The 25235-nt window shown below is 69.6% G+C and carries 28 protein-coding genes and 1 tRNA gene; 9 read left to right on the forward strand and 20 right to left on the reverse strand.

Annotated features, from left to right (window positions below):
- Positions 1 to 112: 112 nt before the first annotated feature.
- Positions 113 to 189, forward strand: a tRNA-Pro gene (locus AC3AOF_RS03455).
- 92 nt (positions 190 to 281) lie between these two features.
- On the opposite strand, the gene AC3AOF_RS03460 is transcribed toward AC3AOF_RS03455, so the two are convergent.
- The 7 genes from AC3AOF_RS03460 to AC3AOF_RS03490 all read right to left on the reverse strand — a co-directional run bounded on the left by AC3AOF_RS03460 (position 282) and on the right by AC3AOF_RS03490 (position 4808).
- Positions 282 to 1601: a site-specific integrase gene (locus AC3AOF_RS03460; RefSeq protein WP_279356772.1), complete on the reverse strand. Its 1320-nt coding sequence runs from the start codon at positions 1599 to 1601 to the stop codon at positions 282 to 284.
- 504 nt (positions 1602 to 2105) lie between these two features.
- The gene (locus AC3AOF_RS03465) at positions 2106 to 2588 is read right to left on the reverse strand and encodes an HIRAN domain-containing protein (RefSeq protein ID WP_279356771.1); all 483 of its coding nucleotides are present in this window, start codon (positions 2586 to 2588) and stop codon (positions 2106 to 2108) included.
- Positions 2589 to 2592: 4 nt separating this feature from the next.
- Positions 2593 to 2865: a hypothetical protein gene (locus AC3AOF_RS03470; RefSeq protein WP_279356770.1), complete on the reverse strand. Its 273-nt coding sequence runs from the start codon at positions 2863 to 2865 to the stop codon at positions 2593 to 2595.
- Positions 2862 to 3134: a hypothetical protein gene (locus tag AC3AOF_RS03475; protein ID WP_279356769.1), complete on the reverse strand. Its 273-nt coding sequence runs from the start codon at positions 3132 to 3134 to the stop codon at positions 2862 to 2864. The genes AC3AOF_RS03470 and AC3AOF_RS03475 overlap by 4 nt, the downstream gene beginning before the upstream one ends.
- Positions 3127 to 3618 carry a hypothetical protein gene (locus AC3AOF_RS03480; RefSeq protein ID WP_279356768.1) on the reverse strand — a complete coding sequence of 164 codons (492 nt, stop codon included), beginning with the start codon at positions 3616 to 3618 and terminating at the stop codon, positions 3127 to 3129. The genes AC3AOF_RS03475 and AC3AOF_RS03480 overlap by 8 nt, the downstream gene beginning before the upstream one ends.
- A gap of 679 nt (positions 3619 to 4297) precedes the next feature.
- A complete protein-coding gene (locus AC3AOF_RS03485) occupies positions 4298 to 4588 on the reverse strand; it encodes a hypothetical protein (protein WP_279356767.1) in 291 nt (96 codons plus the stop codon).
- Entirely contained in the window at positions 4578 to 4808 is a 231-nt protein-coding gene (locus tag AC3AOF_RS03490) for a hypothetical protein (protein WP_488347714.1), read from the reverse strand. Before AC3AOF_RS03490 ends, AC3AOF_RS03485 begins: the two co-directional genes overlap by 11 nt.
- Before the next feature lie 243 nt (positions 4809 to 5051).
- Here AC3AOF_RS03490 and AC3AOF_RS03495 point away from each other — a divergent pair, with 243 nt between their 5' ends.
- The 3 genes from AC3AOF_RS03495 (at position 5052) to AC3AOF_RS03505 (ending at position 7530) form a co-directional block, all read left to right on the forward strand.
- Positions 5052 to 6017 carry a hypothetical protein gene (locus tag AC3AOF_RS03495; protein WP_279356766.1) on the forward strand — a complete coding sequence of 322 codons (966 nt, stop codon included), beginning with the start codon at positions 5052 to 5054 and terminating at the stop codon, positions 6015 to 6017.
- A complete protein-coding gene (locus AC3AOF_RS03500; protein WP_279356765.1) occupies positions 6017 to 7102 on the forward strand; it encodes a hypothetical protein in 1086 nt (361 codons plus the stop codon). The genes AC3AOF_RS03495 and AC3AOF_RS03500 overlap by 1 nt, the downstream gene beginning before the upstream one ends.
- A 95-nt stretch (positions 7103 to 7197) precedes the next feature.
- Positions 7198 to 7530, forward strand: coding sequence for a hypothetical protein (locus AC3AOF_RS03505; protein WP_279356764.1), 333 nt, complete (start codon positions 7198 to 7200; stop codon positions 7528 to 7530).
- Between the two features lie 171 nt (positions 7531 to 7701).
- Here the strand turns inward: AC3AOF_RS03505 and AC3AOF_RS03510 are convergent, their stop codons facing one another.
- The 5 genes from AC3AOF_RS03510 to AC3AOF_RS03530 form a co-directional block, all read right to left on the reverse strand.
- Entirely contained in the window at positions 7702 to 8574 is an 873-nt protein-coding gene (locus AC3AOF_RS03510) for a hypothetical protein (RefSeq protein WP_279356763.1), read from the reverse strand.
- 4 nt (positions 8575 to 8578) lie between these two features.
- On the reverse strand, positions 8579 to 9175 hold the full coding sequence (locus AC3AOF_RS03515) for a hypothetical protein (protein WP_488347715.1): 597 nt from the start codon (positions 9173 to 9175) through the stop codon (positions 8579 to 8581).
- 4 nt (positions 9176 to 9179) lie between these two features.
- Positions 9180 to 9692 (reverse strand): hypothetical protein, encoded by a 513-nt coding sequence (locus AC3AOF_RS03520; protein ID WP_279356762.1) that lies wholly within the window; start codon positions 9690 to 9692, stop codon positions 9180 to 9182.
- A 238-nt stretch (positions 9693 to 9930) separates the two neighbouring features.
- Positions 9931 to 10680, reverse strand: a complete 750-nt coding sequence (locus AC3AOF_RS03525; RefSeq protein WP_488347716.1) for a DUF4396 domain-containing protein — start codon at positions 10678 to 10680, stop codon at positions 9931 to 9933.
- Complete coding sequence (locus tag AC3AOF_RS03530; protein WP_279356760.1) at positions 10677 to 11426, reverse strand: MauE/DoxX family redox-associated membrane protein; 750 nt, start codon at positions 11424 to 11426, stop codon at positions 10677 to 10679. Before AC3AOF_RS03530 ends, AC3AOF_RS03525 begins: the two co-directional genes overlap by 4 nt.
- Positions 11427 to 11567: 141 nt before the next feature.
- Here AC3AOF_RS03530 and cueR point away from each other — a divergent pair, with 141 nt between their 5' ends.
- Positions 11568 to 12041, forward strand: coding sequence for a Cu(I)-responsive transcriptional regulator (cueR, locus tag AC3AOF_RS03535; RefSeq protein WP_279356759.1), 474 nt, complete (start codon positions 11568 to 11570; stop codon positions 12039 to 12041).
- A gap of 75 nt (positions 12042 to 12116) precedes the next feature.
- Here the strand turns inward: cueR and AC3AOF_RS03540 are convergent, their stop codons facing one another.
- The 6 genes from AC3AOF_RS03540 to AC3AOF_RS03565 all read right to left on the reverse strand — a co-directional run bounded on the left by AC3AOF_RS03540 (position 12117) and on the right by AC3AOF_RS03565 (position 20804).
- Positions 12117 to 12449 carry a four-helix bundle copper-binding protein gene (locus tag AC3AOF_RS03540; protein ID WP_279356758.1) on the reverse strand — a complete coding sequence of 111 codons (333 nt, stop codon included), beginning with the start codon at positions 12447 to 12449 and terminating at the stop codon, positions 12117 to 12119.
- Between the two features lie 151 nt (positions 12450 to 12600).
- Entirely contained in the window at positions 12601 to 15777 is a 3177-nt protein-coding gene (locus AC3AOF_RS03545; RefSeq protein ID WP_279356757.1) for an efflux RND transporter permease subunit, read from the reverse strand.
- Complete coding sequence (locus AC3AOF_RS03550) at positions 15774 to 17291, reverse strand: efflux RND transporter periplasmic adaptor subunit (RefSeq protein ID WP_279356756.1); 1518 nt, start codon at positions 17289 to 17291, stop codon at positions 15774 to 15776. The genes AC3AOF_RS03545 and AC3AOF_RS03550 overlap by 4 nt, the downstream gene beginning before the upstream one ends.
- Positions 17288 to 17698: a FixH family protein gene (locus AC3AOF_RS03555; protein WP_279356755.1), complete on the reverse strand. Its 411-nt coding sequence runs from the start codon at positions 17696 to 17698 to the stop codon at positions 17288 to 17290. The genes AC3AOF_RS03550 and AC3AOF_RS03555 overlap by 4 nt, the downstream gene beginning before the upstream one ends.
- An 82-nt stretch (positions 17699 to 17780) precedes the next feature.
- Entirely contained in the window at positions 17781 to 18206 is a 426-nt protein-coding gene (locus AC3AOF_RS03560) for a hypothetical protein (protein WP_279356754.1), read from the reverse strand.
- Between the two features lie 462 nt (positions 18207 to 18668).
- Positions 18669 to 20804: a heavy metal translocating P-type ATPase gene (locus AC3AOF_RS03565; RefSeq protein WP_279356753.1), complete on the reverse strand. Its 2136-nt coding sequence runs from the start codon at positions 20802 to 20804 to the stop codon at positions 18669 to 18671.
- Between the two features lie 64 nt (positions 20805 to 20868).
- Here AC3AOF_RS03565 and AC3AOF_RS03570 point away from each other — a divergent pair, with 64 nt between their 5' ends.
- Both AC3AOF_RS03570 and AC3AOF_RS03575 read left to right on the forward strand, forming a co-directional pair.
- Positions 20869 to 21291, forward strand: a complete 423-nt coding sequence (locus tag AC3AOF_RS03570) for a MerR family transcriptional regulator (RefSeq protein ID WP_279356752.1) — start codon at positions 20869 to 20871, stop codon at positions 21289 to 21291.
- Between the two features lie 115 nt (positions 21292 to 21406).
- Positions 21407 to 22369, forward strand: a complete 963-nt coding sequence (locus tag AC3AOF_RS03575) for a cation diffusion facilitator family transporter (RefSeq protein ID WP_279356751.1) — start codon at positions 21407 to 21409, stop codon at positions 22367 to 22369.
- Between the two features lie 11 nt (positions 22370 to 22380).
- Here the strand turns inward: AC3AOF_RS03575 and AC3AOF_RS03580 are convergent, their stop codons facing one another.
- Together AC3AOF_RS03580 and AC3AOF_RS03585 are read right to left on the reverse strand one after the other, a co-directional pair.
- Positions 22381 to 22611, reverse strand: coding sequence for a hypothetical protein (locus AC3AOF_RS03580; protein WP_279356750.1), 231 nt, complete (start codon positions 22609 to 22611; stop codon positions 22381 to 22383).
- 157 nt (positions 22612 to 22768) lie between these two features.
- Complete coding sequence (locus AC3AOF_RS03585) at positions 22769 to 23011, reverse strand: hypothetical protein (RefSeq protein ID WP_279356749.1); 243 nt, start codon at positions 23009 to 23011, stop codon at positions 22769 to 22771.
- A 303-nt stretch (positions 23012 to 23314) separates the two neighbouring features.
- Between AC3AOF_RS03585 and AC3AOF_RS03590 the strand changes: the two genes are divergently transcribed.
- Both AC3AOF_RS03590 and AC3AOF_RS03595 read left to right on the forward strand, forming a co-directional pair.
- The gene (locus AC3AOF_RS03590) at positions 23315 to 23686 is read left to right on the forward strand and encodes a hypothetical protein (protein WP_279356748.1); all 372 of its coding nucleotides are present in this window, start codon (positions 23315 to 23317) and stop codon (positions 23684 to 23686) included.
- Between the two features lie 128 nt (positions 23687 to 23814).
- Positions 23815 to 25227 (forward strand): efflux RND transporter periplasmic adaptor subunit, encoded by a 1413-nt coding sequence (locus AC3AOF_RS03595; RefSeq protein WP_279356747.1) that lies wholly within the window; start codon positions 23815 to 23817, stop codon positions 25225 to 25227.
- Positions 25228 to 25235 lie beyond the last annotated feature (8 nt).

Raw genomic sequence — 25235 nt, forward strand, 5'->3', positions numbered from 1 at the left:
GATCGGGCCGGCTGCCGTGCCGGCTCAAGAAACTCGGCCATCCCGCATGAACGGCCTTGCGGACCCGGGATGCCCTGGCTATAAGCCCGGTCGTCGGCCACGGCCGGCCGTTCGGAGTGTAGCGCAGTCTGGTAGCGCACCACGTTCGGGACGTGGGGGTCGCAGGTTCAAATCCTGCCACTCCGACCATTTCTCCCTAGGAGAAATCGTCTTCCCGAGAGGTTAGGCTTCGGCCCGACCAAACATTCGACCAAACAATGGTCGAAAGCGACGTCAGGCGGTCAGGCCGCCTTCCGCTTGCCGCCACGCCGGCCCAACGCCTCGCGCGCGCCTTCCATGTGCTTGGCGCTGTGGTGCCCGTAGCGGCGCTCGATCATCTCGACCGACATGCCGACGTAACCGGCCAGTTCCCAGATCGGGACCCCGGCCTGCATGCCCCACGTCACCGCGGTGTGCCGGAGGCTGTGCCGAACGACGTCATCGCCCAGGCCCTCCTCCCAAACCAGGTTCGCGAAGCTCTTCTTCGTCGAGATGACCGGCTTGCCCTCGAACTCGACGACGAACTTCTGACCCAGCACATGGTGCCAGCGCCAGAGATGGTTGACGAGCGAATCGGGCATCCGGACCGTGGGGGCGCGCTTGTTGTCCTTCTCCTGCGTCCCAAGCGCCTTCCGGTGGAAGATCGCCACCCGCTTGATCGTGGGCACCTGCACCCGGCGCTCGAACGTCGCGCCGTCGATGACGCGGGTCTCGACACGCTCCACGACCGTCGTGTCGGTCGTGAGCTCCATCCACGGCAAGCCGGGCGTCTTCACGAAGGACGCACCGCAGATCGAGCCCGACCTCGTGCCCGTCCGAAGCGCGACCACGATGAAGCGGGCCAGATGCCAGGCGGGGCGCCTCGGCATGGTGTAGGTCTCCCCCTTCCGGGGACCCGACGCGATGGTCTGGACCTCCCTCTTCTTCCATGCGCGCCAAAGCAGGCGGGCCGCTTCGCTCCGCGTCAGCCAGCGGTCGCGCTCCTGGCCCTTCGGCGGCAGCGTCACCGACACCGTGTCCCGCGTGAGGCTGTCCTTGATGGCCAGGTTGATGGCGGCCCGGAGATCCTCCAGCTCGCGCCGGGCGCCGCCGCCCTTTACGACACGCTTCTGCGTCGGCTTGGAGTGGCCCCGGCGGGCGGGCTTGCCGTCCTTGCCTGTGCCGAGCCGGGCGTGCGTCTTCCACGGCGTGCCGACGCGCGACGCGACATAGGCGGCGCACGTCACGCTGTCGACGTCGGCGAGCGTACGCTCCCCCCACCACTCCAGGAGGGTGAACACCCGCTGGGCGAGCTCCTCATGGCGCGCGACGCCGCCCTTGTGCTTTTTCGTGTCCGGATCGTACGTGCCCCGCTTCGCGTCGAGATACCGCGACAGCACCTCGGCCACCGAGACCTCGCGTGCAGGCCGGCCCTTCCTGACCTCGACGCTCGCCGTCGCCTGAATGGCGATGGCGTCCTTGTAGTCCTGGAGGACCGCTAGGACCTTCCGCTCGTTCTCTTTGCGTTCCGCGCCTTCGCCAAGGCCGATGCCAGTGCTAGAGACCTGCTTCCGGTTGTGCATGATGACCCAGACGCCACCCCTTTCGAGGCCGTCGGTTCCGATGCGTCCCTCCCGGTACCAGGCGTACGGCTCGCCTCGGTGCCCCACGCCGAGCTTGCGGGGGGTCTTGCGCCGCCTGACTGCTGTCCCTGGTCGTCGTGCCATCCTTCTCCCTGCCTCCACGCGGCTAGCTGGCGACGCGTCACCAGCACCAGACGACCGCGCCTCACGCATCCGAGCTCGCCCCGCCCGATGGCGCCCCGGATCTGGGGCACCGTGTAGCCGGGCCCGCCGAAATACCCCCGGCACTCCGGCGCCCACTGCGCGCTCGCCAGCGGCAACGGCATGTCCATGTCGGCGCCCTCAAGCGCCCAGGACAGCCCTCCGGACAGGTCACGCCAGACGTCTGTGGAGACGGTGATCTCGTAAGTCGCGGTCATCAAAGGATTCTCCCTGAATGTTTGCGACCAAACAACGGGGTTCGAGTGCTGTGGTTAAGGTCGTGGCCCGGGCGGTCCCGGGACGTCAGAAGGGGATGTCGTCATCCTCCGCCCCTGCCACGGCATGCAGACGGCATGGCTCCGCTGGGGGCGGCTCGTCCTGTTCGGCGAGGGCCTCCCCGACGAGGAGGATGCGCATGCTCCACGCCGTACCGTCGCCCGGATGCGCGCAGTACGCCCGGAGCGGTCGCCCAGCGTCGAGCGGGCCGGCGACCCAGCCGGCGACGTCCGCCGGGAGATGACCGAGCATCACGCCGTTGCCCAGCCAGACCTCGACCGCGTAACCGTCGAAGGCGTTGTCGGGCGCGCGGACGAGCCCGAGGCGCTGGCCGAGACGGGGTCGGATTGGCTCACCGTTGAGGCCCCTCTCGCCGTATGCGTAGAATTGCAGCCCCGCGACGGGAGCGTCGTGCCAAAGCTCGCCGGCGCGGATGCGGTCGGCCTCGACGGCGGCGTCCGTGTCGGCGAGGAGGACGGCGCTGGGAAGTTCGAAGGGGGAGTCGCTCATCGGCTTATCTCTCGCACTCCCGAGAGATCTGTGCGGCCATCTTGCGTCCGTGCAGCCTCATCCAGTCGACGTCTTTCTGCGACGGGGCACCCTGGCCCTTGAGCCACCTGCGCACGACCTGATGGTCATGCCCCAGGTCTTCGGCATCGGGTCCGATCCACCAGCGCCCGTACATCGCCTTTCCGATACGGGCGATGATGTCGACATCGCGCTCGTCCAGTGGCGGGGAGCAGTTCCCGCCGGCGGGGGGATGGGGCAAGTCGATGCTGCGCGTCATGGCGTTTCTTCCACAGCGCGGATCACGCGGGCGATGTGGTGCATGGCCGAAAGCTTGACGCACTTCAGGTCGAAGGGAGTGGGACTGCCCGTGCCCGCAAGCCACCGCCTGACCGTCTGGTGCGGTAGACCGATGTCGTAGGCCAGTTTTCCGACCCAGAGATCGCCATATCGCGCGCGGCCGATGCGCTCGATGGAGACGATGTATGGCTCGGCGGGAAGTAAGGCGTCTGACGCCGTCTCGACCGGCGCGAGGCGTGCCTCAGACATCGTAGTCCTCCATGGTGAGTTCCGGCAATTCGCGGTCGTCAGCCAGGGCCTGGAACCAAGCCTCGACCTTGGCGGGCATGCGATACGCCGAGAATCCGGCGGGGCGCGGCTTGGGAACGAAGGGCGCGACCAGGGCCCCGGCCTGATCGACGTCGGCCCTGACGTAGGCGACCGCTTCGTCCGGCGTGATCTGCGCTCGCTGCGCTAGGGCCGCCGCCCGAGCGAGGTCGTCGACGGACAGGCGCCCGGAAGGGTGCGGCGCGACCAGCGGCTCGGGGGCGACCGCTTTCAACTGAGAGGGCGCCATGGCGGCGGTGGCTCTCGCCCTGCGGGCTTCCCCGGCCGGCACGCCCAAGCGGCGCAGCGCCGCGTAGACCGTGACCTTCTCAACCTCCCAGTCGGCTGCGAGACGCGCGACGCTCTTCCCTTGTGCGCGCTCGGCGAGAAGGACGTCGTCAGTGGGCAGGCGACGCTGGCGGGGCATGGCTCGGGTCTCCGGGGTGGGTTGCGGGTCGGTGGCGATGTCGGTGACAGAAGGCTCGGGCTCGGGCTCCGGCTCCAGCGCGGCGAGGTCGGGGAAGACAGCAGCGACGGCGGCCGGGTTCTCGTCCCGGAGCGCCTCCGCCAGGGCCGCGTCGGACAGCGGGAGGACATAGCGGCCAGTGGCGGGCTGCGCCGGGACCAGGGCCAGCGCCCGACGATCACGGCACCGACGGCGCGCTCGAAGTCCAAGCTCGCCTGCCAGGCCGTGGCCGCCTCAACATCACCGCGGCGGGCGGCACCGGCTAGCGACGACGCGATGCCACGCTCGGCCGGGGAGATCATCGCAGGCGTCAGGCCGCGGCTGTACAGACCCTGGTAAGCGACGGTGACGCCGGCTGCGCGGATGCCGCGAGTTGCGCTTCCGAGAATGAAGCCCGCCTCGACGGTGAAGGCCGCGTCGACGTCCGAGCACGCCATGTGGCGACCGCCGGTGCGCCAGGGCACGATGTCGCCGGCTTGAGCGCGGCCGCGCTGGGCGAGCGTCGAGATTGCGCGCTCACTCAGCCAGTACCACCGCTCCGCGGCAGCGTCGCCGCCGTGCGAATCCACGATCCGCGCCACGAGCGCCGGCGGCGGCATATCGTGGATGGCCGCGTCGATGCTGTAGACGCCGTCGGACATCAGAGCAGGCTCTCCTGCGAGGAGCGGCGGGGATCGGCGTCGGGCATGCGGACCGGGCGCCGCGGTGAGGAGCGGGGCGCCGCGGCCGGGACGGTGCAGACCTCGGCGACGGCGCGCGCGTCGACGAGCGCGGCCGGGGGCGCCTCGGGCGGAAGGTTGACGACCGGGGCGCGGACGGCCTTCCGGTTGAAGGACGGGGTGGCGGCCAGGCGCTCGTGGGCGAGGAGCTCGCGGAGAAAATCGGGGAGCCCGACCAAATCGGCGTCGTCGAGGTGGGGGTTACGCGACATGGGCCGCGCCCGTGGTCGGTTCAACGGGGACGATGGCGAGCTCCAGACCAAGAGCCGTCAGCAAGCGCCGGCTGGCCGGGCGGCGGCCGTGGCGGACGTCCAGCATGTACGCCGCCGACAGGCTCAGTGCGGCGGCAGCGGCTCGCGCCGAGCCGGCCTCCTCAATGCGGACGCGGAGGACCTCCTGCAGGTCCTGAGGGGTGAAGACAGGTCGGGTCAAAGTTATCATCCCTTGGTATGGGGTGTTCCGGCTTCCTGCCCTCGAATCCACGACTGGCAGTTGCCTACAGCCCATCACCAGCGGCGACATAAGTCAATGAGACAGTTTTTTTTGTCTCATTGAACGCGGCATACAAGGATTGGCGATCCAATTCTTCGACTTTAGAAGCTTTGAAATACTGGTTGACGCGGGCCGACGCGAGGGAGAGCATGGCAGTTGCCAACCGCCATGCAGGATTTGCCCGTGTTCTCCCTTCTCATCCTCGTCATCGCCGCCGCAGGGGTCGTGCTCCCGGTCCTTGCGGCGGCCGTCGCCGCTTCCTGGGGCGGTCCCGATCCCGCCCCGGCGGTCCCCGATCCCCTCGGCGCAGCCATCTCTCTCGCTGGCACCAGCCTGACCTGGCGCCGCCTGCGCACGGTACGGACGGGCCAGGGCGAGCGCGATTTCTGGGTCGGCGATGGCGACCCAACCCGGTACAGCTGCGCATTCAGGCTGGCGAAGGAGCCCCTCTATGAAGCGGGCTTCTCGTGGGGGACGGCCGAGAGGACCGGCTGCCAAGTGCAGCCCGTCTGCTGGGAGGACCCCGCTCAGGGCGACGCTGTGGCGGTCGAAGCCATCGCCGCGGCCGAGGCCGCCCTCGCCGCCGACGACCGTCGCATCGCCGAGGCGGAGGCCCGCCGCGCCCAGGAAGCCGAGCTCGAAGCCCAGCTAAACGTTGCCGCGCGCCGCGCCGACATGGAGGCTTTGCAGCAGTCCCTCCGCGTGAAGGGGTGGGCCTGGTTCAAGAGGAAGCACGACGTCGCCGCGGCCCTTCTCGCCGAGAAGCCCGGCCCCGGCGGGGTGCCCCGGGCTGCGGCGGCGAAGATCGCCCGTGAGATGACCGCCGAGGTGGACGCCGCCATCGAGGCGGTTCGGGCTCGCGTCGCCAATGACCCGGCGCGCGACTGGCTCGCCCGCGCCGAGGGCCCCGACGTTCGCCGGGCGGTGCACTGCGCCGTCCAGGTCCTGACCGACCTCGACCGCGATATGGCCACGCTAGACAACGCCCAGGGATGGGGGCGCTCGCACACGCACGCCGGGCACGTCCTGGCCTCGCTGCCCCAACTCAGCATCATCGAAGCGACGAACGCGTTGGCCGCGGTATGGCGGCACCGGAAGCAGCTTCAGCCCGCGCTGCGGCAGCGTGTCGTCGGTTCGGAGAAGGCGTGATGGCTCGCAAGCGCACCAACCCCTTCCAAGGCGACCTCTTTGTGGCCGACGCCTCGGTCTACACCGTCGCCCACGACGCCATCGTCGGCGAAGTGATGGAGGCGATCAAGGACATGCTGCCGCCCGGCGTGCCGACGTACGTCAAGGAGGTTCGCTCGGCCGTGCGCGACGCCCTCGGCAGCCTCTCCGCGACGCTCGTCCTGTTCGATGGGCAGATCCAGCACCTCCGCATCAGCGGCCACAAGGGCGCCCGTCGCTATTCCTGGCCGGATCTCCAGGTGCCCTTCGGTTGGGACGATGAGCTCAAAGCCTGGCATCGGTACCCTGAGGGCGACGCAGCCGCGGTCGACGTCGTCGATCAGCCCGAGCCCGACGTCGCCCTGACGCCCGGGGAGCGCCTCGTAGCGGCGGGGATCGGCGACGCGCATTGGGTTCGGCTCGGCGGCGACCTGCGTGACCCTGATGCTCCGGAGAAGCCACGGTCCCTGGCCACGCCCCTGTTCGCCAAAGTTCTCGGGTCGGGCGAAGTGCGCCTCTTCCTGAATTTCCCATCGGCCAGCGGCTTGGCGTTTGTTCAGCGGGTCGAGGCCATAAGTGGCTTGAAGGCGGCTTGGGACACCGAGGAGATTGACAGCCCCTTCCGGTACCGCAGGCACCACGCCGAAGATCTAACGACCGACGCGGGCTGGGAGTCCCTCGCGGCAACCCTGGAGCACACCACCGCAGACTACGTCGCCATGTACGCCGCCCGGGCGGCCATCGAAGGCAGGCTCGCCATCGCGAACGCACGATCCCTCATGGACGCCGCGGGGATTCCGGAACCCAAGTTCCCCGGCCGGGAAGCTGCGATAGCGAGGCTCCAAGTGCAAGCGTCCGGGCAGGTCATGCCGGTCGTCGAGGACGCCTGGGCCGTCATCCACGCGGCGGAGGATGGCTTGATCAAGCCGGGCGGCTGGGCGAACGGGTACCAAATCCCGGCCACGCTGACGGAGGCGGGCCGGGTGCGGTTCGGGCTCGCGCCGAAGCGGCAATTGAAGGCGTTGCAAATCAGCAGCGCGTCACGGGTGCGGCCGAATGCACGTTAATCATGGAGCTAGTGCTTGATTGCCGCTCGTCCGTGCAAGCGGTAGATTCTTACACACGCTTGCCGCACCTGTTGACAAGCAAGTCGAGCCTAGCTGTGTCGCAGCTTGTTTTGAAATCTACGACAAAAATTGAGGCAGATATGAGCGATAAACTAAAGTTTTTCGTGAAAATCAATGGGACTGGCCGCATCGAGACAGTTATTGCCAACAGCCATGAGCATGCGGCCCAGCGCTTCCTTCTCAGAGTTGCTCGACGCGACTTAGGGTCGAGAGCCTATAAACCTCACGTTATTCGCGAAGGGGTTACAGATACTGGCGCGAACTGGTGGAGAGGAGAGTTGTGGCGTCGAGCGCGCGACGGTAACGGTTGGGTAACCGATGATTACCGCGCCATATTCACAACGCGAGAAGTATCTCTTGAATCGTGAGGCGCTAGGCAACCAGTGGTCTCATCATGGCGCTGAAATTGGGGCGAATCCCTCGGAAGTCGTGTACAGGCTGAGATCTCGCTAGCCTGCTTTCTCTGAGCTTCGCCCTATCGACATCCGAGCAGGCTTCGTCGCGCGTGGGAGCACAGCCGTTCCGGCATTTAAGACGCCTTAGACCGGACGCTTCGAGTTCGTCACGTAGTTCCGACCCTGAAGCGGCGAGCGGTAGTAGTCCTCGTCGAGGAACTTCAGGAGCGCCTTCAGCTCGGCCTTCGCGCCGGGCAGCGCCACCGCGTCCCGGCCATTCGCCTGGACCGTCCGGACCTCAATCCCGAATTCGCCGGCCGCCCTCTGGATCTCGGCCGAGCTGACGGCCGCGAGGATTCCGTTCCGGCCGATCAGCGTCACCTTCTTCCGGACCCAGGTATCCGCCATCGCGACGAAGGCTTCCTCGTCGGCGACGTGGATGCCGTCGGTGCGCGCGAAGGCACGCAACTCGGGTACGGTCGCCTCGGCGAAGTAGGCGCTCAGGTCGAGCACCTGTCGGATGGCGTGAAAGCTGAGAAACCTCAGACTGGTCCCGACGAGCATCGCGGCGAGCCGGTCGTCGAGGGTCAGGCCGACCTCGTCGACCCTCCGGTAGGTGTCGGCGGAATGCAGCAGGGTGAAGCCGGTAGGGGAGATGATCCGGCGCCGGTTGAAGCTCTGGATCAGCACGACCCGCTCGCCGTCGTCGGTCCGGTAGCCAGCGAACAGCGCCCTGACGGTGTCAAACGCCGCCGGGTCCGGCGGTATCTCCGGGATGCCCAGGGGGTGCTCGACGGCCGCGTGGAGGTTGTCGACGTCGGCGTAGTCGGCGATGACGAGGCACTCCCCCTCGTCCGGGGTGTAGGCGCCGTCGAACGCATGCTCCTCCCCCGTCGCGGCCGTAAAGTCGGCTTCCTGCCGCCGGAAAAGCGTCCCGACCTCGTCCTGAATGTGCCGGGATAGGGGGATGCGCAGGATGCGCCGGTTCGGCCCCTGGGTGAGCGCGAAGAGGTTCATTGCGTCAGACGACCTCCAACAGCATCGAGCCGGAGATCCGCTTGACGGTCTTCACGTGCTTCGGGTCCAGCAGGTCCCGCTGCGTGATGAGGGTGTACACCACCCCGTTGGCGGTCTCGGCCTTGTAGAAGCGGTATCCCAGCACGCGCAGCACCGGATTGGGGAGGATGGAACTCGACATCCACAAGGCTGCGCCGACGAGCGCCAGGATGGCCAGCACGACCCCGACGGTGATGTCGGCCGCCTTGCCGATGAAGGGGATGAAGTAGAGCACGACCCGCTCGCCGTCGTCGGTCCGGTAGCCAGCGAACAGCGCCCTGACGGTGTCAAACGCCGCCGGGTCCGGCGGTATCTCCGGGATGCCCAGGGGGTGCTCGACGGCCGCGTGGAGGTTGTCGACGTCGGCGTAGTCGGCGATGACGAGGCACTCCCCCTCGTCCGGGGTGTAGGCGCCGTCGAACGCATGCTCCTCCCCCGTCGCGGCCGTAAAGTCGGCTTCCTGCCGCCGGAAAAGCGTCCCGACCTCGTCCTGAATGTGCCGGGATAGGGGGATGCGCAGGATGCGCCGGTTCGGCCCCTGGGTGAGCGCGAAGAGGTTCATTGCGTCAGACGACCTCCAACAGCATCGAGCCGGAGATCCGCTTGACGGTCTTCACGTGCTTCGGGTCCAGCAGGTCCCGCTGCGTGATGAGGGTGTACACCACCCCGTTGGCGGTCTCGGCCTTGTAGAAGCGGTATCCCAGCACGCGCAGCACCGGATTGGGGAGGATGGAACTCGACATCCACAAGGCTGCGCCGACGAGCGCCAGGATGGCCAGCACGACCCCGACGGTGATGTCGGCCGCCTTGCCGATGAAGGGGATGAAGTAGGTCACGATCACGCCGAGCATAAGGGCGTCGTTCGCCTCGACCTTCTTGAGGCTGATCGGGAAGGCCTCGCCGTTCCACCGGAGCGCATCGACGGCGTACCGGATGAGGAGGATGCCGGCGCAGCCCGCCAGCGCGTACCACAACGCGTCCCATGTCGGCCCGCGTTCCCAGAGGCGCGCGAGCGCCACGCTGATCAGCGACGGCGACAGCGCGGACACGAACATGACCGTCTTGAGGGCGTTTCTCATTTCGCGCGCTTCGCCTGCAAGCCCATCGGGACCAACGTCGCGCATTCCGACGCATGAGAACAGAACGTGAATATATGTGGGCCGGCGACGGAGGGCAACACCGCGGGCGAAGCTCCGGCCGGCGGTGGACCCTTGCCGATGGCCGCCGCATCGTAGCACAGAGCAGGGGAGCGACGGCGACGGAAGGACATCGGGACGAGAACGCGGCGCCCATATCGCCGAACCGGCCGGCCGTCCCTTACATCCGCTCCTTGATGCCGGCGGAGACAAGCCACCAGTTCACCGGGTAGCTGGTCAGGAAGCCCGCGACCATGGCGAGTTGCATGGCGGCCCAGAACTCGACCGAGTTCACCGGGGCCCGCTGCCCCGCGAGGTGCGGGAACAGGTGGAACTGCGCGAAGGCCATGAAACCGTACATGCCGACCTGCCAGGCGATCAGCGAGGCGGTGTCCGCCTTCACGGCCGCCACGAGGCCCTCTTTCGGGGAGAGCCCCCGCATCGGCACGATGGCGTAATACTGGAACACGATCCCGAGCGCGTAGGCGAAGACGAAGTCCAGCACCCAGACGGCGTACATCTTCTCCTCGAACAGCGAGTGCCAGCCAAACCAGACCGCCACCGTCGGCACCAGGAAGGCGAGCCACTCGGCGGCGACGTCGCCCAGCATGCAGCCGCTGCCGCAGTGGAGCGCGCCCTTGCCGACCATCACTGGGAACGGCGTGCCGGTCATGTTCGGCGGGTCCTCGCCCCGCTCCTTGGCATGGTGGTGCGCCTCCATCGTGGCGAGGCGCCCGTATCGGAAGTAGGCCCACACCACGGCGACAGTTCCGAACAGTGCGCTGACCGGCCAGACCACGTTCATCACGGTCATGTGCTGTGGATGGCGGATGACCTGCACCGACAGCAGCAGCGAGCAAGCGGCCCCGAGCATCAGGCACGCAACGGAGAGGGCATGGAGCCAGCCCGGGGCGGCGAAGGCGGCGCTCAATGGTGCGCCACCAGCATCCAGACGGCCATGGCGACCATCATCACGTTCTCGGTCAGCGACACGAAGCCGAGCGGCACCTTGCTCGACCCGCCGACGCAGGCACATTTGATCTCGCGCTTGTCCACGTAGACGGCCTTGAACACCGAGACAGCCCCGACCGTGCCGATGAACAGAGCTACCGGGATCGAGATCCAGTTCAGGGCGCCCGCCACCATCAGGACGCCGGCGATGCCCTCCAAGAACGGGTAGGCGTAGGCGTAGCGGACCCAGCGTTGGCCGAGCAGGTCGTAGCCGAGGAACATCGACGAGAAGCTCTCGACGTCCTGCACTTTCAGGAGCGCGAGCACGCACATGCTGAAGGCGATGAACCACTCCGCTGCCCGCATGGTCAGCGGGGTGCCGTAGACGGCGTGGCTCGCCGCCAGCGCCATCAGCGCGGTCATGGCGAAGACCGCGATGACGGGGGTGTATGTGGTCGCGTTCGGATCGTTGGCGGCCTTGCCGAAGTGCCATTGCAGGTCGTCGAAGCCGCCAACGCGCTCGCCGTTGATGAAGGTCTGCGGCGTCGACTTGACCTGGTGCTCGGCCTTGAAGGCGTCGGTCTGCTCGCGGGTGGTGAGCCAATGGTCCTCGACCGAGAATCCCTGGCGTTCCAGGAGGTCCTTGGCCTTCAGGCCGTAGGGGCAGACATGCTGGGGCGTGACCATGCGGTAGAGGATGGCCTTGCGGCCGGCGGTGGCTTGCATCGGAAGCTCCGGATGTGAGGTCTGACCGGTTCGGACCTGCGCGGTCCCGGTTCGGGATGGCGGGCGGACGCCGGTCGTCGAGGGTTGCGGACGGTTGTGAACCTTCCCATCATAGGAAGGTCAACGGGAAAGCATGCCTCCATGAATATCGGCCAGGCTGCCCGGGCCTCCGGGGTTTCGGCCAAGATGATCCGCCACTACGAGAGCATCGGCCTCGTGCCTCCGGCCGGACGGCGGGACAGCGGCTATCGGGACTACGGCGTCGCCGACCTGCACCGGCTCGGCTTCATCCGGCACGCCCGCGACCTCGGCTTCTCCCTGAACCGCATCAGGGTGCTGCTCGGTCTCTGGAGCGACCCCGGCCGGAGCAACGCCGACGTGAAGGCCATTGCCAGGGCGCACGTCCGGGAACTTGAGGAGCGCGCCCGCCAACTCAACGAGATGGCCGACGCCCTGCGCATCCTGGCCGACGCCTGCGACGGGGACGGGCGGCCGGACTGCCCGATCATCGCCAGCCTGGAGACCGGAGCGGACGTCCAGGCTTGCCACCCGAACCCTGCCCCAAAGGCGCCGGAACCCCCGGTGCCGCGCAAGAGGGTCCGCGCCGGGCGTTGAGGAACGGGCGGACCGTCACCCCGACGCCCGGCCGGGAGGGGTGACGGCCTGTTCTGCTGGGTTCCGTGGCGACGCTCAGGCCGCCATCCTCCGGCAACTCTCGGCGCAGGCCCGGCACTGCCGGACGCACTCGTCCATGTCGCCAACCTGCTCGCAGCTCCTTGCGCAAGCCTCGCAGACCTCCGCGCAGGCCCGGCACGTGTGCCTGTGCTCCGGGGTGCCGATCAGCATGAGGTGCGCCGACGCCCGGCAGGTCTCCGCGCAGGCCATCATCAGCCGGAAGTGCCCCGGCTCGACGTGCTTGCCGCCGGCCGGAAGGCAGTGGTTCGAGGCCATGCCCAGGCAGGTCTGGTAGCAGCGCAGGCACTCGTCGATGCAGGATTGCATCTCTGGGCTCATGTGAGACATATTGAACTCCTTGGATTAATAGCTTTCCGCGAGTGCAGAACGCAGATTATCCGAATTGGATCTGCCTACTCACTCATCTGTTTAACTGTCAAAAACTTCCGAGGTTCGATCTTCCCGAAGAACCTCCGCTCCTTTCCTGGGCCCCCTTCCGTTACTCCGCGGCCTGCCTGAACTCGGCCTCCTCGGTTCGCGCGTCCGCCTCCGCCCGTCCCGGACCCGGCGGCAGCCCCCAGCCCTTCACGAGGCCGTAGACGGCAGGGATCACGACCAGGGTCAGGACCGTCGAGGACACCATGCCGCCGATCATGGGCACAGCGATGCGCTGCATCACCTCGGACCCCGAGCCGGTGCTCCAGAGGATGGGCAGGAGCCCCGCCATGATGGCGACCACCGTCATCATCTTCGGGCGAACCCGCTCGACCGCGCCGACCATGATGGCGCGCCGCAGGTCCGCGCGCGTGAGCGGGCGCTCCTCTCGCGCGCAATCGGCCCGGACCTCGTCGAGGGCGTGGTCGAGGTAGACCAGCATGATCACGCCGGTCTCGGCGGCGACGCCGGCGAGCGCGATGAAGCCCACCGCCACCGCGACCGACATGTTGAAGCCCATCCACCAGAGCAGCCACACCCCGCCGACCAGGGCGAAGGGCAGCGACAGCATCACGATGAGCGTCTCGGTCAGCCGCCGGAAGTTCAGGTAGAGGAGCAGGAACACGACGAGCAGCGTGAGCGGCACCACGATCTTGAGGCGCGCCTCGGCCCGCTCCAGGTACTCGTACTGCCCGCTCCACTGCAGCGTCGCGCCCTGGGGCAGCCTGACCTCGTCGGCCACGGCCCGGCGCGCCTCCGCGACGTAGCCGCCGAGGTCCCGGCCCGCGAGGTCGACGAAGACGTAGACCGCGAGCTGACCGTTCTCCGTGCGGATCGAGGTCGGTCCCCGGGCGAGTTCGACCTTGGCCACCTCGCGCAGCGGCACCGTGCCGCCGACCGGCAAGGCCACCTGCACCTCGTCGGCGATGGCCCGCGGGTCCGAGCGGAAGGCGCGGGGGTATCGCACGTTCACGGTATAGCGCTCCCGGCCCTCGACCGTGTTCGTCACGGCCTGGCCGCCGAGCGCCGTGGCGATGACGTCTTGCACGTCGCCGACCATCAGCCCGTAGCGGCCCAGCGCCTCCCGGTCGGGGGTGATGTCGAGGAAGTAGCCGCCGATGACCCGCTCGGCGTAGGCGCTCGACGTTCCGGGCACGGCCCGGACCACCGCCTCGACCTGTCGGGCGACGCCCTCCATCTGCTTCAGGTCGGTGCCCAGCACCTTGATGCCGACCGGCGTCCGGATGCCGGTGGAGAGCATGTCGATGCGGGCGCGGATCGGCTGAGTCCAGGCGTTCGATACGCCCGGGAACTGAAGCGCGGCGTCCATCTCGGCCTTGAGGCTGGCGAGGGTCACGCCCGGCCGCCACTCGGCCTTCGGCTTCAGCGTGATGACCGTCTCGAACATCTCCATGGGCGCCGGGTCGGTGGCGGTGTTGGCGCGGCCGGCCTTGCCGTAGACCGAGGCGACCTCCGGGAAGCCCTTGATGATCCTGTCCTGGGTGGACAGGAGTTCGCCGGCCTTGGTCACCGAGATCCCCGGCAGCGTGGTCGGCATGTAGAGCAGGCTGCCCTCGTCGAGGTCGGGCATGAACTCGGAGCCGAGCTGCCGCGCCGGCCAGACGGTCGCCGCCAGGACGACCACGGCGAGCAGGATGGTGAGCACCCGCGCCCGCAGGACGCCGGCGATGAGCGGCCGGTACAGCCGTATGAGCAGGCGGTTGATCGGGTTGCGATGCTCCGGGACGATCCGCCCGCGCACGAACAGCACCATCAGCGCCGGGACGAGCGTCACCGACAGGAGCGCGGCGGCCGCCATGGCGAAGGTCTTGGTGTAGGCGAGCGGGCCGAACAGCCGGCCCTCCTGGCTCTCCAGGGTGAAGATCGGCAGGAAGCTCACCGTGATGACGAGGAGCGAGAAGAACAGCGACGGCCCGACCTCGCTCGCTGCCTCGACCAGGATCTCGACACGCGGCTTGCCCGGCGGCGCCCGCTCCAGGTGCTTGTGGGCGTTCTCGATCATGACGATGGCAGCGTCGACCATGGCGCCGACCGCGATGGCGATGCCGCCGAGCGACATGATGTTGGCACCGATTCCGAGCGCCTTCATGCCGGCGAGCGCCATCAGGATGCCGACCGGCAGCATCAGGATGGCCACCAACGCGCTGCGGACATGCAGCAGGAACACCACGCAGACGAGGGAGACCACGAGGCTCTCCTCGACCAGCGTATGCCGCAGGGTGTCGATGGCCGCGTCGATGAGCTGCGAACGGTCGTAGACCGGCAGGATCTCCGTTCCGGCCGGCAGGCTCCTGGCGACCTCGGCGAGCTTCGCCTTGACCCCTTCGATGACGCTGAGGGCGTTGGCGCCGAAGCGCTGCAGGACGATGCCGCCCGCGACCTCGCCCTCGCCGTTCATCTCGGTGATGCCGCGCCGCTCGTCGGGCCCGAGCTCGACCCGGGCCACGTCCCGCACCCGCAGCGGCGTGCCGCCGGACGTCTTCAGCACGATGTTCTCGATGTCGGAGACGCCCTTCAGGTAACCCCGGCCGCGCACCATGAACTCGAATTCGGAGAGCTCGACCGTGCGGCCGCCGACGTCGGCGTTGCTCGACCGGATGGCGTCCCGGAGCTTGTTGAGCGAGATGCCCTGGGCGCGCAGGCGGTTCGGGTCGACGACGACGTTGTATTGCTTCACGAAGCCGCCGACGCCCGCGACCTCGGCCACGCCCTCGGCGCGCGAGGCCCCGAAGCGGATCACCCAGTCCTGGATCGAGCGCAGCTCCGCGAGGGTCCGCTCACGCGCCACCACCACGTACTGGTAGACCCAGCCGACCCCGGTCGCGTCGGGTCCCAGGGTCGGGGTCACCCCGGCCGGCAGCCGGCTCGCCGCCGCGTTGAGGTACTCCAGCACCCGCGAGCGGCCCCAGTACGGGTCGGTGCCGTCCTCGAAGATGACGTAGACGAAGGAGACGCCGAAGAACGAGAAGCCCCGCACCACCTTCGCCTTTGGCACCGTCAGCATGGCGGTGGTGAGCGGGTAGGTGACCTGGTCCTCGACCACCTGGGGCGCCTGCCCGGGATACTCGGTGTAGACGATGGCCTGCACGTCCGAGAGGTCGGGGATGGCGTCGAGCGGCAGGGTCCGCAGCGCTAGGACGCCGGTCGCGACCGCGAACACCGTCCCGACCAGCACCAGGACGAGGTTGCGGGCCGACCAGCCGATGAGGCGCGCGATCATCGCGTACCTCCCGCGTTCGCGGCCTGTCGACCGTCCTTCGGTTCGGCCAGGGACTGCAGCGCCGCCTTCAGGTTGCTCTCGGCGTCGATCAGGAAGTTCGCCGCCGTGACCACCCGGTCGCCGGCCGAGACACCGTCCCGGATCTCGGCATAGCCCTCGCCGCGAACGCCGACCTTCACCGGCCTCGGCTCGAAACGGCCCTCGCCGCGGTCGAGCAGCACGACCTGGCGCTCGCCCGTGTCGATGACGGCGTCGTCCGGGACCGACACCACCGGCTTGCCGTCGCCCGTCGCGATCTCGACGTCGGCGTACATGTCGGGCAGGAGCGTGCCGTCCGGGTTCGGCAGCTCGATGCGCACCCGCGTGGCCCGGGTGTCGGGGTTCACCTGCGGGTAGATCACCGACACCTTTCCGGCGAACGGGCGGCCCGGCGCCGAGCGCAGGCGCACGTTCACCGGCTGCCCGACACGCACCGCGGCGAGGTCGCGCTCGGGCACGTCGGCCAGCACCCACATCGTCGAGATGTCGCCGATGCGGAACAGGGTGTCGCCGGCCGCCGCCTTCATGCCCTCGACGGCGGTCCGCTGCAGGACGAGGCCGTCCCGGGGCGAGGACCAGGTGATGGCCATCGGCACCTTCCGGGTGCGCTCCATCTCGTCGATGACGGCCTCGGAGACGTTCAGGTTCTGGAGCCTGCGGCGCGTCCCGTCGAAGCCCGGGTTGGCGATGAGCTGGGCGGCGGCCGCGTTGATGTCGGGCGAGTAGACGTGGACCAGCGGCTGGCCCTTGCGGACCCGGTCGCCGGTCGTGACGTTCTCGACGTGGTCGACGTAGGCGTCCGAGCGGGTCGCCACCACGGTGACGCGCCGCTCGTCGAGGGTGACGGTGCCGGGCACGCGCACCGGCTGGGCCACGACCCGGCGCTCCGCGACCTCGGTCCGCACGCCCGTGCGCTGGACCTTGCCGGGCGACACCTTCACGACGCCGCCCTCGTCCTCGCCCGCGTAGACGGGGATGTAATCCATCCCCATCGAGTCCTTCTTCGGCGCCGGCGAGGTGTCGGCCAGGCCCATCGGGTTCCGGTAGTAGAGGACGCGCCGGGCATCGTCGCCGGGCTTGGCCGCCTCGCCCGGCCCCGCGCCCTGCCCGGCCATGTCCGCGGGCATGGCCTCGCCGTCCCCGTCGTCGAAGCGCACGTCCTCGCTGGCACGGACGGCCCGGAACTCCCGGCCGTCCGCGGTCACCATCGGCGACGCCGAGTAGACGGGCTTCCCGTCCGGGTCCCGGTAGTAGACCACCGGTCCGGTCGCGGGCTTCGACGGGACCGGCGCCGTCGCGCCGGGCACCAGGCTCGCGATGCCATGCCTGGCCCGCTCGACCAGCGCCGGGACGTACTCGGACCTCGCCCGCTCGACGAAGGCCGGAACCGGGCCGTCCTGCCGTCCGGCCCAAAAGCCGAGGCCCCCCGCCGCGAGCGCGGCGAGGGTTCCGGCGAACCATGCCGGGCGGGTCATTTCGCGGCCTGAAGGACCAGCTTGTCCTCGACCGTGCCGGTCTCGCCCTGCACCTTGGCGGCCAGCGACAGGCGCCAGCGGCCCTGCATCGAGAGCTTGGCCTTGAAGCGGTAGATTCCGGGCTCGGTCGAGGGGACCTGCTCGACCTTGGTGGCCATCTCCTCCATGGCGTCGGGGGCCATGTCGAGGCGCTTGGCGAAGACCACGGCGTCGGTCACCGGCTTGCCGCTCCTCCGGTCGAGAAGGCGGACGGCGATGACGGCCTCGCCGACCTTCGCCTCCTGCTGGACGAGCTCGAAGCGGTAGTTCTTGACGTCCGCCTGCGCGGGTACGGTCATCGCCGTCGCCGACAGGGTGGCGCCGAGCAGCGCGGCCGGCACGGCGCGCGCAAAGGGGTTCTTGGTCACGGGGTTCTATCTCCTGAACGCGATGGAAGGCGACGTGCGGGCACGCGTCACCGTGCCGGCGCAGGCGCCGGCGGCATCGGGTTCAGGGTCGGGGAGGCTCGGGCAGCGGTGGCCCATGCACGCTGGCGAAGGGAGCCGCGTTGGGCCAGGCCAAGCTCGCGCGCGTGCCGATGGGAGCCGGCAGTGCGACCGATGTAGGCAGGAGCGACGCGGCGGTGGCGAGGCACAGCGCCATGAGGGGACAGCCCTTGGCGCAGTCGGGCTTCTCCGCCTTCTCGTGCGGGCAGCAGGGCATGTCGTCCATGGCCATGTCCGCCATGTCGGCGTGCCCGGAACCGTCGTCGGCCATGTCCATGTCGGGCATCGCGTGCCCGTGATGGTCGTGGACGGCGGCCGACATCGTGGCGTGCATGCCCGCGGCGACCGCGGGAGCGGTCACCGGCGTCAGGGCGAGGCTGAGGACCGCCAGGAGCGGCAACAGTCGCCGGAGGGCGAGCCAGAGGTTCACAAATCCAGGATGCCAAATTCTGGGCCGGCGCGGAAGCCCGCCCGACGGGTCATGGAACGGCGGACGGGCCAAGTGGTTGCGCGAGCGCCCTAAGCCTCGGCGGGGTAGCCTGCCGCGGCGATGGCCTGGGCGGGCCGGTTGGCCGGGGCGGATGTTCGCGCACGCCGCCCGTTTCAGGTGGCATGATTGACGTGGCAGGGCCTGAGCGCGGCAGGATGGATGGCTCCAAAACCTGCCCCAACGCACTCTTGTATCGTCGCTAACCCATTGCCAGTGAACATTTTGTCATTCATTTCAGCGAATGCCGGACTTTGAATGACAAGATGCCCTCGTGGTGGTGAGGTCGCTTCGACGGCCCCGTCCTAGGTGACGGACGATGACCGGAAGGTCGAGGCGACGGACGCACCCGACGCCGCCCCTCTCGCGACCTGACATGGTCGCGGATGCGTGATCCGCCCCGACCTAAGCCAGCCTCGCCCGTAGCAGCCGCAGGGCGTTCGCCGTCACCAGGACGGTCGCGCCGGTGTCGGCGAGGATGGCGGGCCACAGCCCGGTGACGCCGGCGACGGTCGTGACCAGGAACACCGCCTTCAGGCCGAGCGCGATGGCGATGTTCGCCCGGATGTTGGCGAGCGTCCGGCGCGACAGATCCACCATCCGCGCCACGTCGGCTACGCGCCCGTGCAGGACCGCGGCGTCGGCCGTCTCCAGCGCCACGTCGGTGCCACCGCCCATCGCGATGCCGACGTCGGCGGCCGCCAGCGCCGGCGCGTCGTTGATGCCGTCGCCGACCTTCGCCACGACCGCGCCTCCGGCCTGGAGCTCGCGCACGATCCGCTGCTTGTCCTCGGGCAGGAGCTCCGCCCGCGCCTCGATACCGAGGGCTCCGGCTACGGCTTGCGCGGTGCGCGCGTTGTCGCCGGTCAGCATGACGGCACCGATCCCGGCCGAGGCGAGGCGGTCGATGCCGGCCTTCGCGTCGGCCCGAGGCTCGTCCCGCATCGCGAGCAGGCCGGCCGCCGCCCCGTTCGCGAGGAGCGCGGACACCGTCTTGCCTTCGCCCTGAAGGGCGGAGGCCCGAGCCTCCTCCCCGGGTGCGAAGGTCGCGCGGGCGGCCGCCTCGCGGGGCGAACCCAGGAACAGGTCGATGCCTCCGACCTTGCCGGCGACACCCTTGCCGCCGATTGCCTGCGCCCCGAAGGCCGGCGGGACCGGCGCCCCGGCCTCGGCGGCCTTGGCCAGCACGGCCCGGGCGAGCGGGTGCGAGGAACCGGTCTCCAGCGCGCCGGCCAGCGAGAGCACGTCCCGCTCCGACCGCCCGAACGCCACCACGTCGGTCACCACCGGCCTGCCCCCGGTCAGGGTGCCGGTCTTGTCGAAGGCCACCATCGTCACCGAGGCGAGCCGCTCCAGGACGGCCCCGCCCTTGATGAGCAGGCCCCGCCGCGCGCCGGCCGAGAGCCCGGCGGCGATGGCGGCCGGCGTGGAGATGACCAGGGCACAGGGGCAGCCGATCAGCAGGATGGCCAGCCCCTTGTAGAGCCATTCGCCCCAGGACGCCCCGGCGACGAGCGGCGGGACGACGGCGACGAGGGCGGCCACGGCGACCACGGCCGGGGTGTAGGCCTTGGCGAACCGGTCGATCAGCCGCTCGGTCGGCGCCTTGGCCTCTTGCGCCTCCTCGACGAGCCGGACGACCCGGGCGATGATGTTGTCCCGGGCCGCCGCGCTGACGCGCACCCGCAGCGCACCGTCCCCGTTGACCGTGCCGGCGAACACCGCGTCGCCCGGCGCCTTGCGCTTCGGCACGCTCTCGCCGGTGACGGGTGCCTCGTCGACCGCGCCTTCCCCCTCGATGACGGTGCCGTCGGCCGGCATGCGGTCGCCCGGGCGCACCAGCACCGTGGAGCCGACCCGGAGGCTTGCTGCGGGAACCTGTTCGGTCGCGCCGTCCCGCTCCAGCAGGGCGGTGTCCGGCACCAGGCCGGTGAGCCCGCGGATGCTGGCCCGGGCGCGGCCGGCGGCCACGCCCTCCAGAACCTCGCCGATCAGGAACAGGAATACGACGGTGGCCGCCTCCTCGGTCGCCCCGATGGCGGTGGCACCGACCGCGGCGATCGTCATCAGCGTCTCGATGGAGAACGGCGTGCCGTGGCGGGCCGCCGACACGGCCCTCCGGGCGACCGGCACCAAGCCGACCGCCATGGCGGCGAGGAAGGCCCAGCGCTCGGTCGCGGGCGCGGCATGGCCGACGGCGTAGGCCAGGGCCAGGGCCGCGCCGCAGGCGAATGCCAGCAGCGCCTTCGGCGCCCGCCACCAGGGAAGATCCGCGGCTTGTTCGGACGGCGCGGTCGCGTCCGGGTCCTCCGCTCCGTAGCCGAGCCCCCGGACCGTCGCGGCGATGGCCCCGGCGCTCGTCCCCGGGCCATGCCGGACCGTGAGGGTCTCGGTCGCCACCGACACGTCCACCGATTCGATGCCCGGCAGGCGCCGCACCGCCGTCTCGACCTTGGCCGCGCACGACGCGCAATCCATGCCCGAGACGCGCAGGCGCGTCGGGGTCACGTCGGTCCGGTCCAGGGTCGCGGCGTCGCTCATGGGAGTGCCTTCCGTATCGCTCGAAGGGACCCTACTTCCTCCAGCGACTAGAGGAGCAAGCGGCATGAGGCCCATCGCCATCGGGGAGTTGTCGCGCCGCACGGCGGTGAAGGTCCCGACGATCCGGTTCTACGAGGAGCGGGGCCTGCTCCCGACGCCCGAGCGCACGGAGGGCAACCGGCGCAGCTACGGCGAGGCCGACGTGCGGCGCCTGCGGTTCATCCGGCACGCCCGCGAGCTCGGGTTCGAGATCGAGGACATCCAGGCCTTGCTGGACCTCGCCGGGCAGCCCGACCGCCCCTGCGGCGAGGCCGACGCCATAGCCCGCAAGCACCTCGCCGACATCGACGACCGTATCGCGCGGCTCACCGGGCTCAGGCAGGAGGTCCAGGCCATGGTCGAGCAGTGCTCGGGCGGGCACGTCCGGGAGTGCCGCATCATTGAGGTCCTGGCCGACCACGGCGAGTGCCTGCACGAGCGGCACTGAATGGTAAGGGTGCGGTATTCCACCCTACGACGGCGCCTTGCTCCTCCAGCGGCTAGAGGAGTTAGGCGCCCCGGATGCATCGGGCCGGATGGGGCCCGGGGCAAGAGGGTCGGCGATGACGGGAAACCACGACCACCATGGTCACGATCATGAGCATGGCGAGCACGGGCACGGTCACGGCGGCCTCGGGCACGTCCACGCGCCCGCGAACTTCGGGAAGGCGTTCGCTATCGGCATCGGCCTGAACCTCGCGTTCGTGGTCGCCGAGGTAGTCTTCGGGTTGCTGGGCCACTCAGTCGCCCTGCTCGCCGACGCGGGGCACAACATGTCCGACGTGCTCGGCCTCGGCGTGGCCTGGGCGGCCACCGTGCTCGCGAAGCGCGCGCCGACCGCGCGGTTCACATACGGGCTCGGGGGCTCCTCCATATTGGCGGCCCTCTTCAACGCGGTGTTCCTGCTGGTGGTCGTCGGCGGCCTGTCCTGGGAGGCCATCCAGCGCCTGGTCGAGCCGGAACCGGTCGCCGGGAAGACGGTCATGGCCGTCGCCGCCATCGGCATCGTGCTCAACGGTGTCTGCGCCTGGCTGTTCGCGTCCGGCCGCAAGGGCGACCTGAACGTGCGCGGCGCGTTCCTGCACATGGCGGCCGATGCGCTGGTTTCCGCCGGCGTGGTGGTGGCCGGCCTCGTCATCCTGCTGACCGGCTGGACCTGGCTCGACCCCGCCGTGACCCTGGCCATCAACGCGGTGATCGTCTGGGGGACCTGGGGGCTGCTCACGGGCTCGCTGAGCATGTCGCTCGACGCGGTGCCGCCGGGGATCGAGCTGGCGCGGGTCCGGTCGTTCCTGGAGGGGCAGCCCGGCGTCGCCGGCCTGCACGACATCCATGTCTGGTCGGTCAGCACGACCGACGTCGCGATGACCGCCCACGTCCTGATGCCGGGCGGACACCCGGGCGACGCGTTCCTGCTCCGGATGGCCGCGGAGCTGAAGGAGCGGTTCGGGATCGGGCACGCCACCCTGCAGGTAGAAACCGACGCGGCGTCTCCCTGCGCGCTCGCGCCCGACCACGTGGTCTGAGGCCGGTCGGCTCAGTCGTCGTCGTGGTGATGGTGGTGGGGCCTGTCCCAGTAGGGCCGGCGTTCATCGTAGCGGCGCTGGTGGTGGTGCCGGACGACGACGTCGTCATGGTCGCCGTGGCGGTAGACGTCGACGTGGTCGTGGGGGCGCCGATACCCGTAGCCGCCCTCGTAGTATTGGGCGGAGGCCGCGGCCGGCGCGAGGATCAGGGCCGCCGCGAGGCCGGCGAGGATCGTCCTCATGTGTCGCTCCGAAGGTGTCTCAGGTCACGGTCACCTTGCGACGCCCCGATTGAACGCACCCTGAGATAGCCGTTCAGGGAGCGGTAACCTTCGAGGGTCCGGGAAACCGAAGGGGCCGCGAACCGGACTTCCCTGGTGCGCGGCCCTGTCGGCGGCCTTAGTGGCGATGCTCTTCGACGACCGTGTGCTCGTGGACGTCGTCGTGATGGTGCTCGTGCACGACCGGGCGTTCGTGGTGCTCCCGCACGACGGTGCCGTGGGTGTGCTCGACGTCGTGATGATGGTGGTCGCCGTGGACCGACACGCCGCCGGGACCGACGTCCACGTGCTGGGCGAACGCCCCGACCGGCGCGAGGGCCAGGGCGGCGGAGGCGGCCAGGGCGGCAATCGTGATCTTCATCGAAGTCTCCTGGTTTCGAGGTTGGGCAGAGAATGCGCGAGCCGAAAAAACCGCTCCGGGATTTTTTCGGCTCGGTATCCGTGCTGGTCCGGCCAGCAACCACTCGCGGCCTAGCCTGCCTGCCGACTGCGCGACGAGCCACGAATACCCTTGCGTCATGAGATTTACTCAGGGCGCATCGCGATGTCCCGGTCTTTCCGGCGGATGACCTTTCCGGACCTGGGAAGCTCTCGTTCAGGCCGTGTTCAACGGGCCACGGCGATGGCTTGTGTTATCGGGAGGGAATCGCACATAAGGCCGGAGATGGGTTCAGGACACGGGCATAGCCGCCGACGGGCGGCACGCGCATGGTGGGCGGTCGTCGCCCGCCTGCTCGCGCTCGTCCTCGCCCTGTCCCTGGTCGCGCCCGTCACCGGCTACGCGGACGATCTCGCGTTCCACCAAGGCCATCGCACTGCGGCCGAGGTCTCGATGGCGGACGCCGCGCCGGGCGCGGACGCGACCGATCCGGGGCTGGCTTGCCACCTTCATTGCGGCTGCCACCAGGTCGCCCCGACGGTGGCGGGCGGGCTGGTCGTGCCCTGCCCCGAAGCCGCGTCGCCGCTCTACGCCCGGGTCAGCGAGACGGTCTCCTCCATCGCCCCCGACCGCCTGCCCGAACCTCCCAGGACGTGAGGTGACGGCGCCCTCGCGGCGCATGTCCCGGCCCTGCGCCATACGCGGCGCCGGCTCCCTCACGTGAAACTCAGGTCCGACCGCAAGCGTCCCTCGGCGCCGACCGGAAGCCCGTCCGAGCATGTCCCATGCGCATCCTCCTCTCCGCGGTCATCCTGGCCGCCGGCATCGCCATCGGTGCCGCCGTGCCCGCCGTCTCCGACTTCGTCCGTGGCACCCTCGTCACCGCGGGCGTGCCGCCGACCCTGCTCGCGTTCACCGGCCTTCCCGCCAAGGCTCCCGAGGCCAGGCACGCGGATGGCGACGGCCACGATCACGACGAGGGGTCGGGTAAGGCCGGGCACGACCATGCGAGCCGCGACCCCGCCGCGGAGCCCGGGAAAGCCACGGCGGCTCCCGCGCAGGGTCATGCCCATGGCGGCCACGGGCACGAGGAGGGCGAGGGACAAGCCGACGAGGGCGTGATCAAGATGCGGCCCGAGCAGGTCGCCGGTCAGGACATCAAGGTCGCGTCCGTCGAGGGCGGGACGCTCGCCCGGCACCTGCTGGTTCCCGGCACCATCACCCCGGACACGGACCGGATCGCCCGAGTTCCGGCCAAGGTCGTCGGCACCGTGGCGGAGATGCGCAAGCGCCTCGGCGACGCCGTGCGGAAGGGCGAGGTCGTCGCCGTCCTCGACAGCCGCGAGGTCGCCGACGCCAAGAGCGAGTACCTCACCGCCGTCGTCCGCGCCGACCTGGAGAAGACCAACTTCGACCGGCAGCAGGCCCTCTGGGACAAGCGCGTCTCGGCCGAGTCCGCCTACCTGAACGCCAAGGCCGTCTACACCGAGGCCACCCTGCGGCAGGACCTCGCCCGCCAGAAGCTCTCCGCGCTCGGCCTGAACGCGGCCGAGGTCGCCAGGCTCGCCAAGCAGGACGAGGCCACGCCCAACGCCTCCACCCTGCGCCAGTACGAGCTGCGCTCGCCCCTCTCGGGCCGGGTCGTCGAGCGCAAGGTCGACGTCGGCACCGCGGTGGGCAAGGAGGGCGACCCGTCCGACGTCTACACCGTCGCCGACCTCTCCACGGTCTGGATCGAGCTCTCCGTCCCCACGGTCGAACTCGGCCAGGTGAAGGAGGGCGCCCGCGTCGTCGTCACCCCGAGCCAGGAGGGCGGCAGCCGGCGCGACGAGGGCAAGGTCATCTTCGTCAGCCCGTTCCTGAACCAGGAGACCCGCTCGGCCCGGGTCATCGTCGCCCTGCCGAACAAGGACATGGCTTGGCGGCCCGGCACGTTCGTCACCGCCGAGGTCGAGACCGCGCGGGACGAGGTGCCGGTGCGCATCCCCAAGCCGGCGCTGCAAACCGTCGAGGGCAAGCGCGTGGTCTTCGTGCGCACCGAGGACGGCTTCGAGAAGCGCGAGGTCGAGCTGGGGCGCTCGGACGACGACTCCCACGAGGTCACCGCCGGCTTGAAGGCCGGCGAGGAGATCGCGGTCGCCAATTCCTTCCTCCTCAAGGCTGAGCTCGGCAAGGCCGAAGCCGACCACGACCACTGAGGGGACAG

Source organism: Methylobacterium sp. 142-1Y, assembly GCF_057747795.1.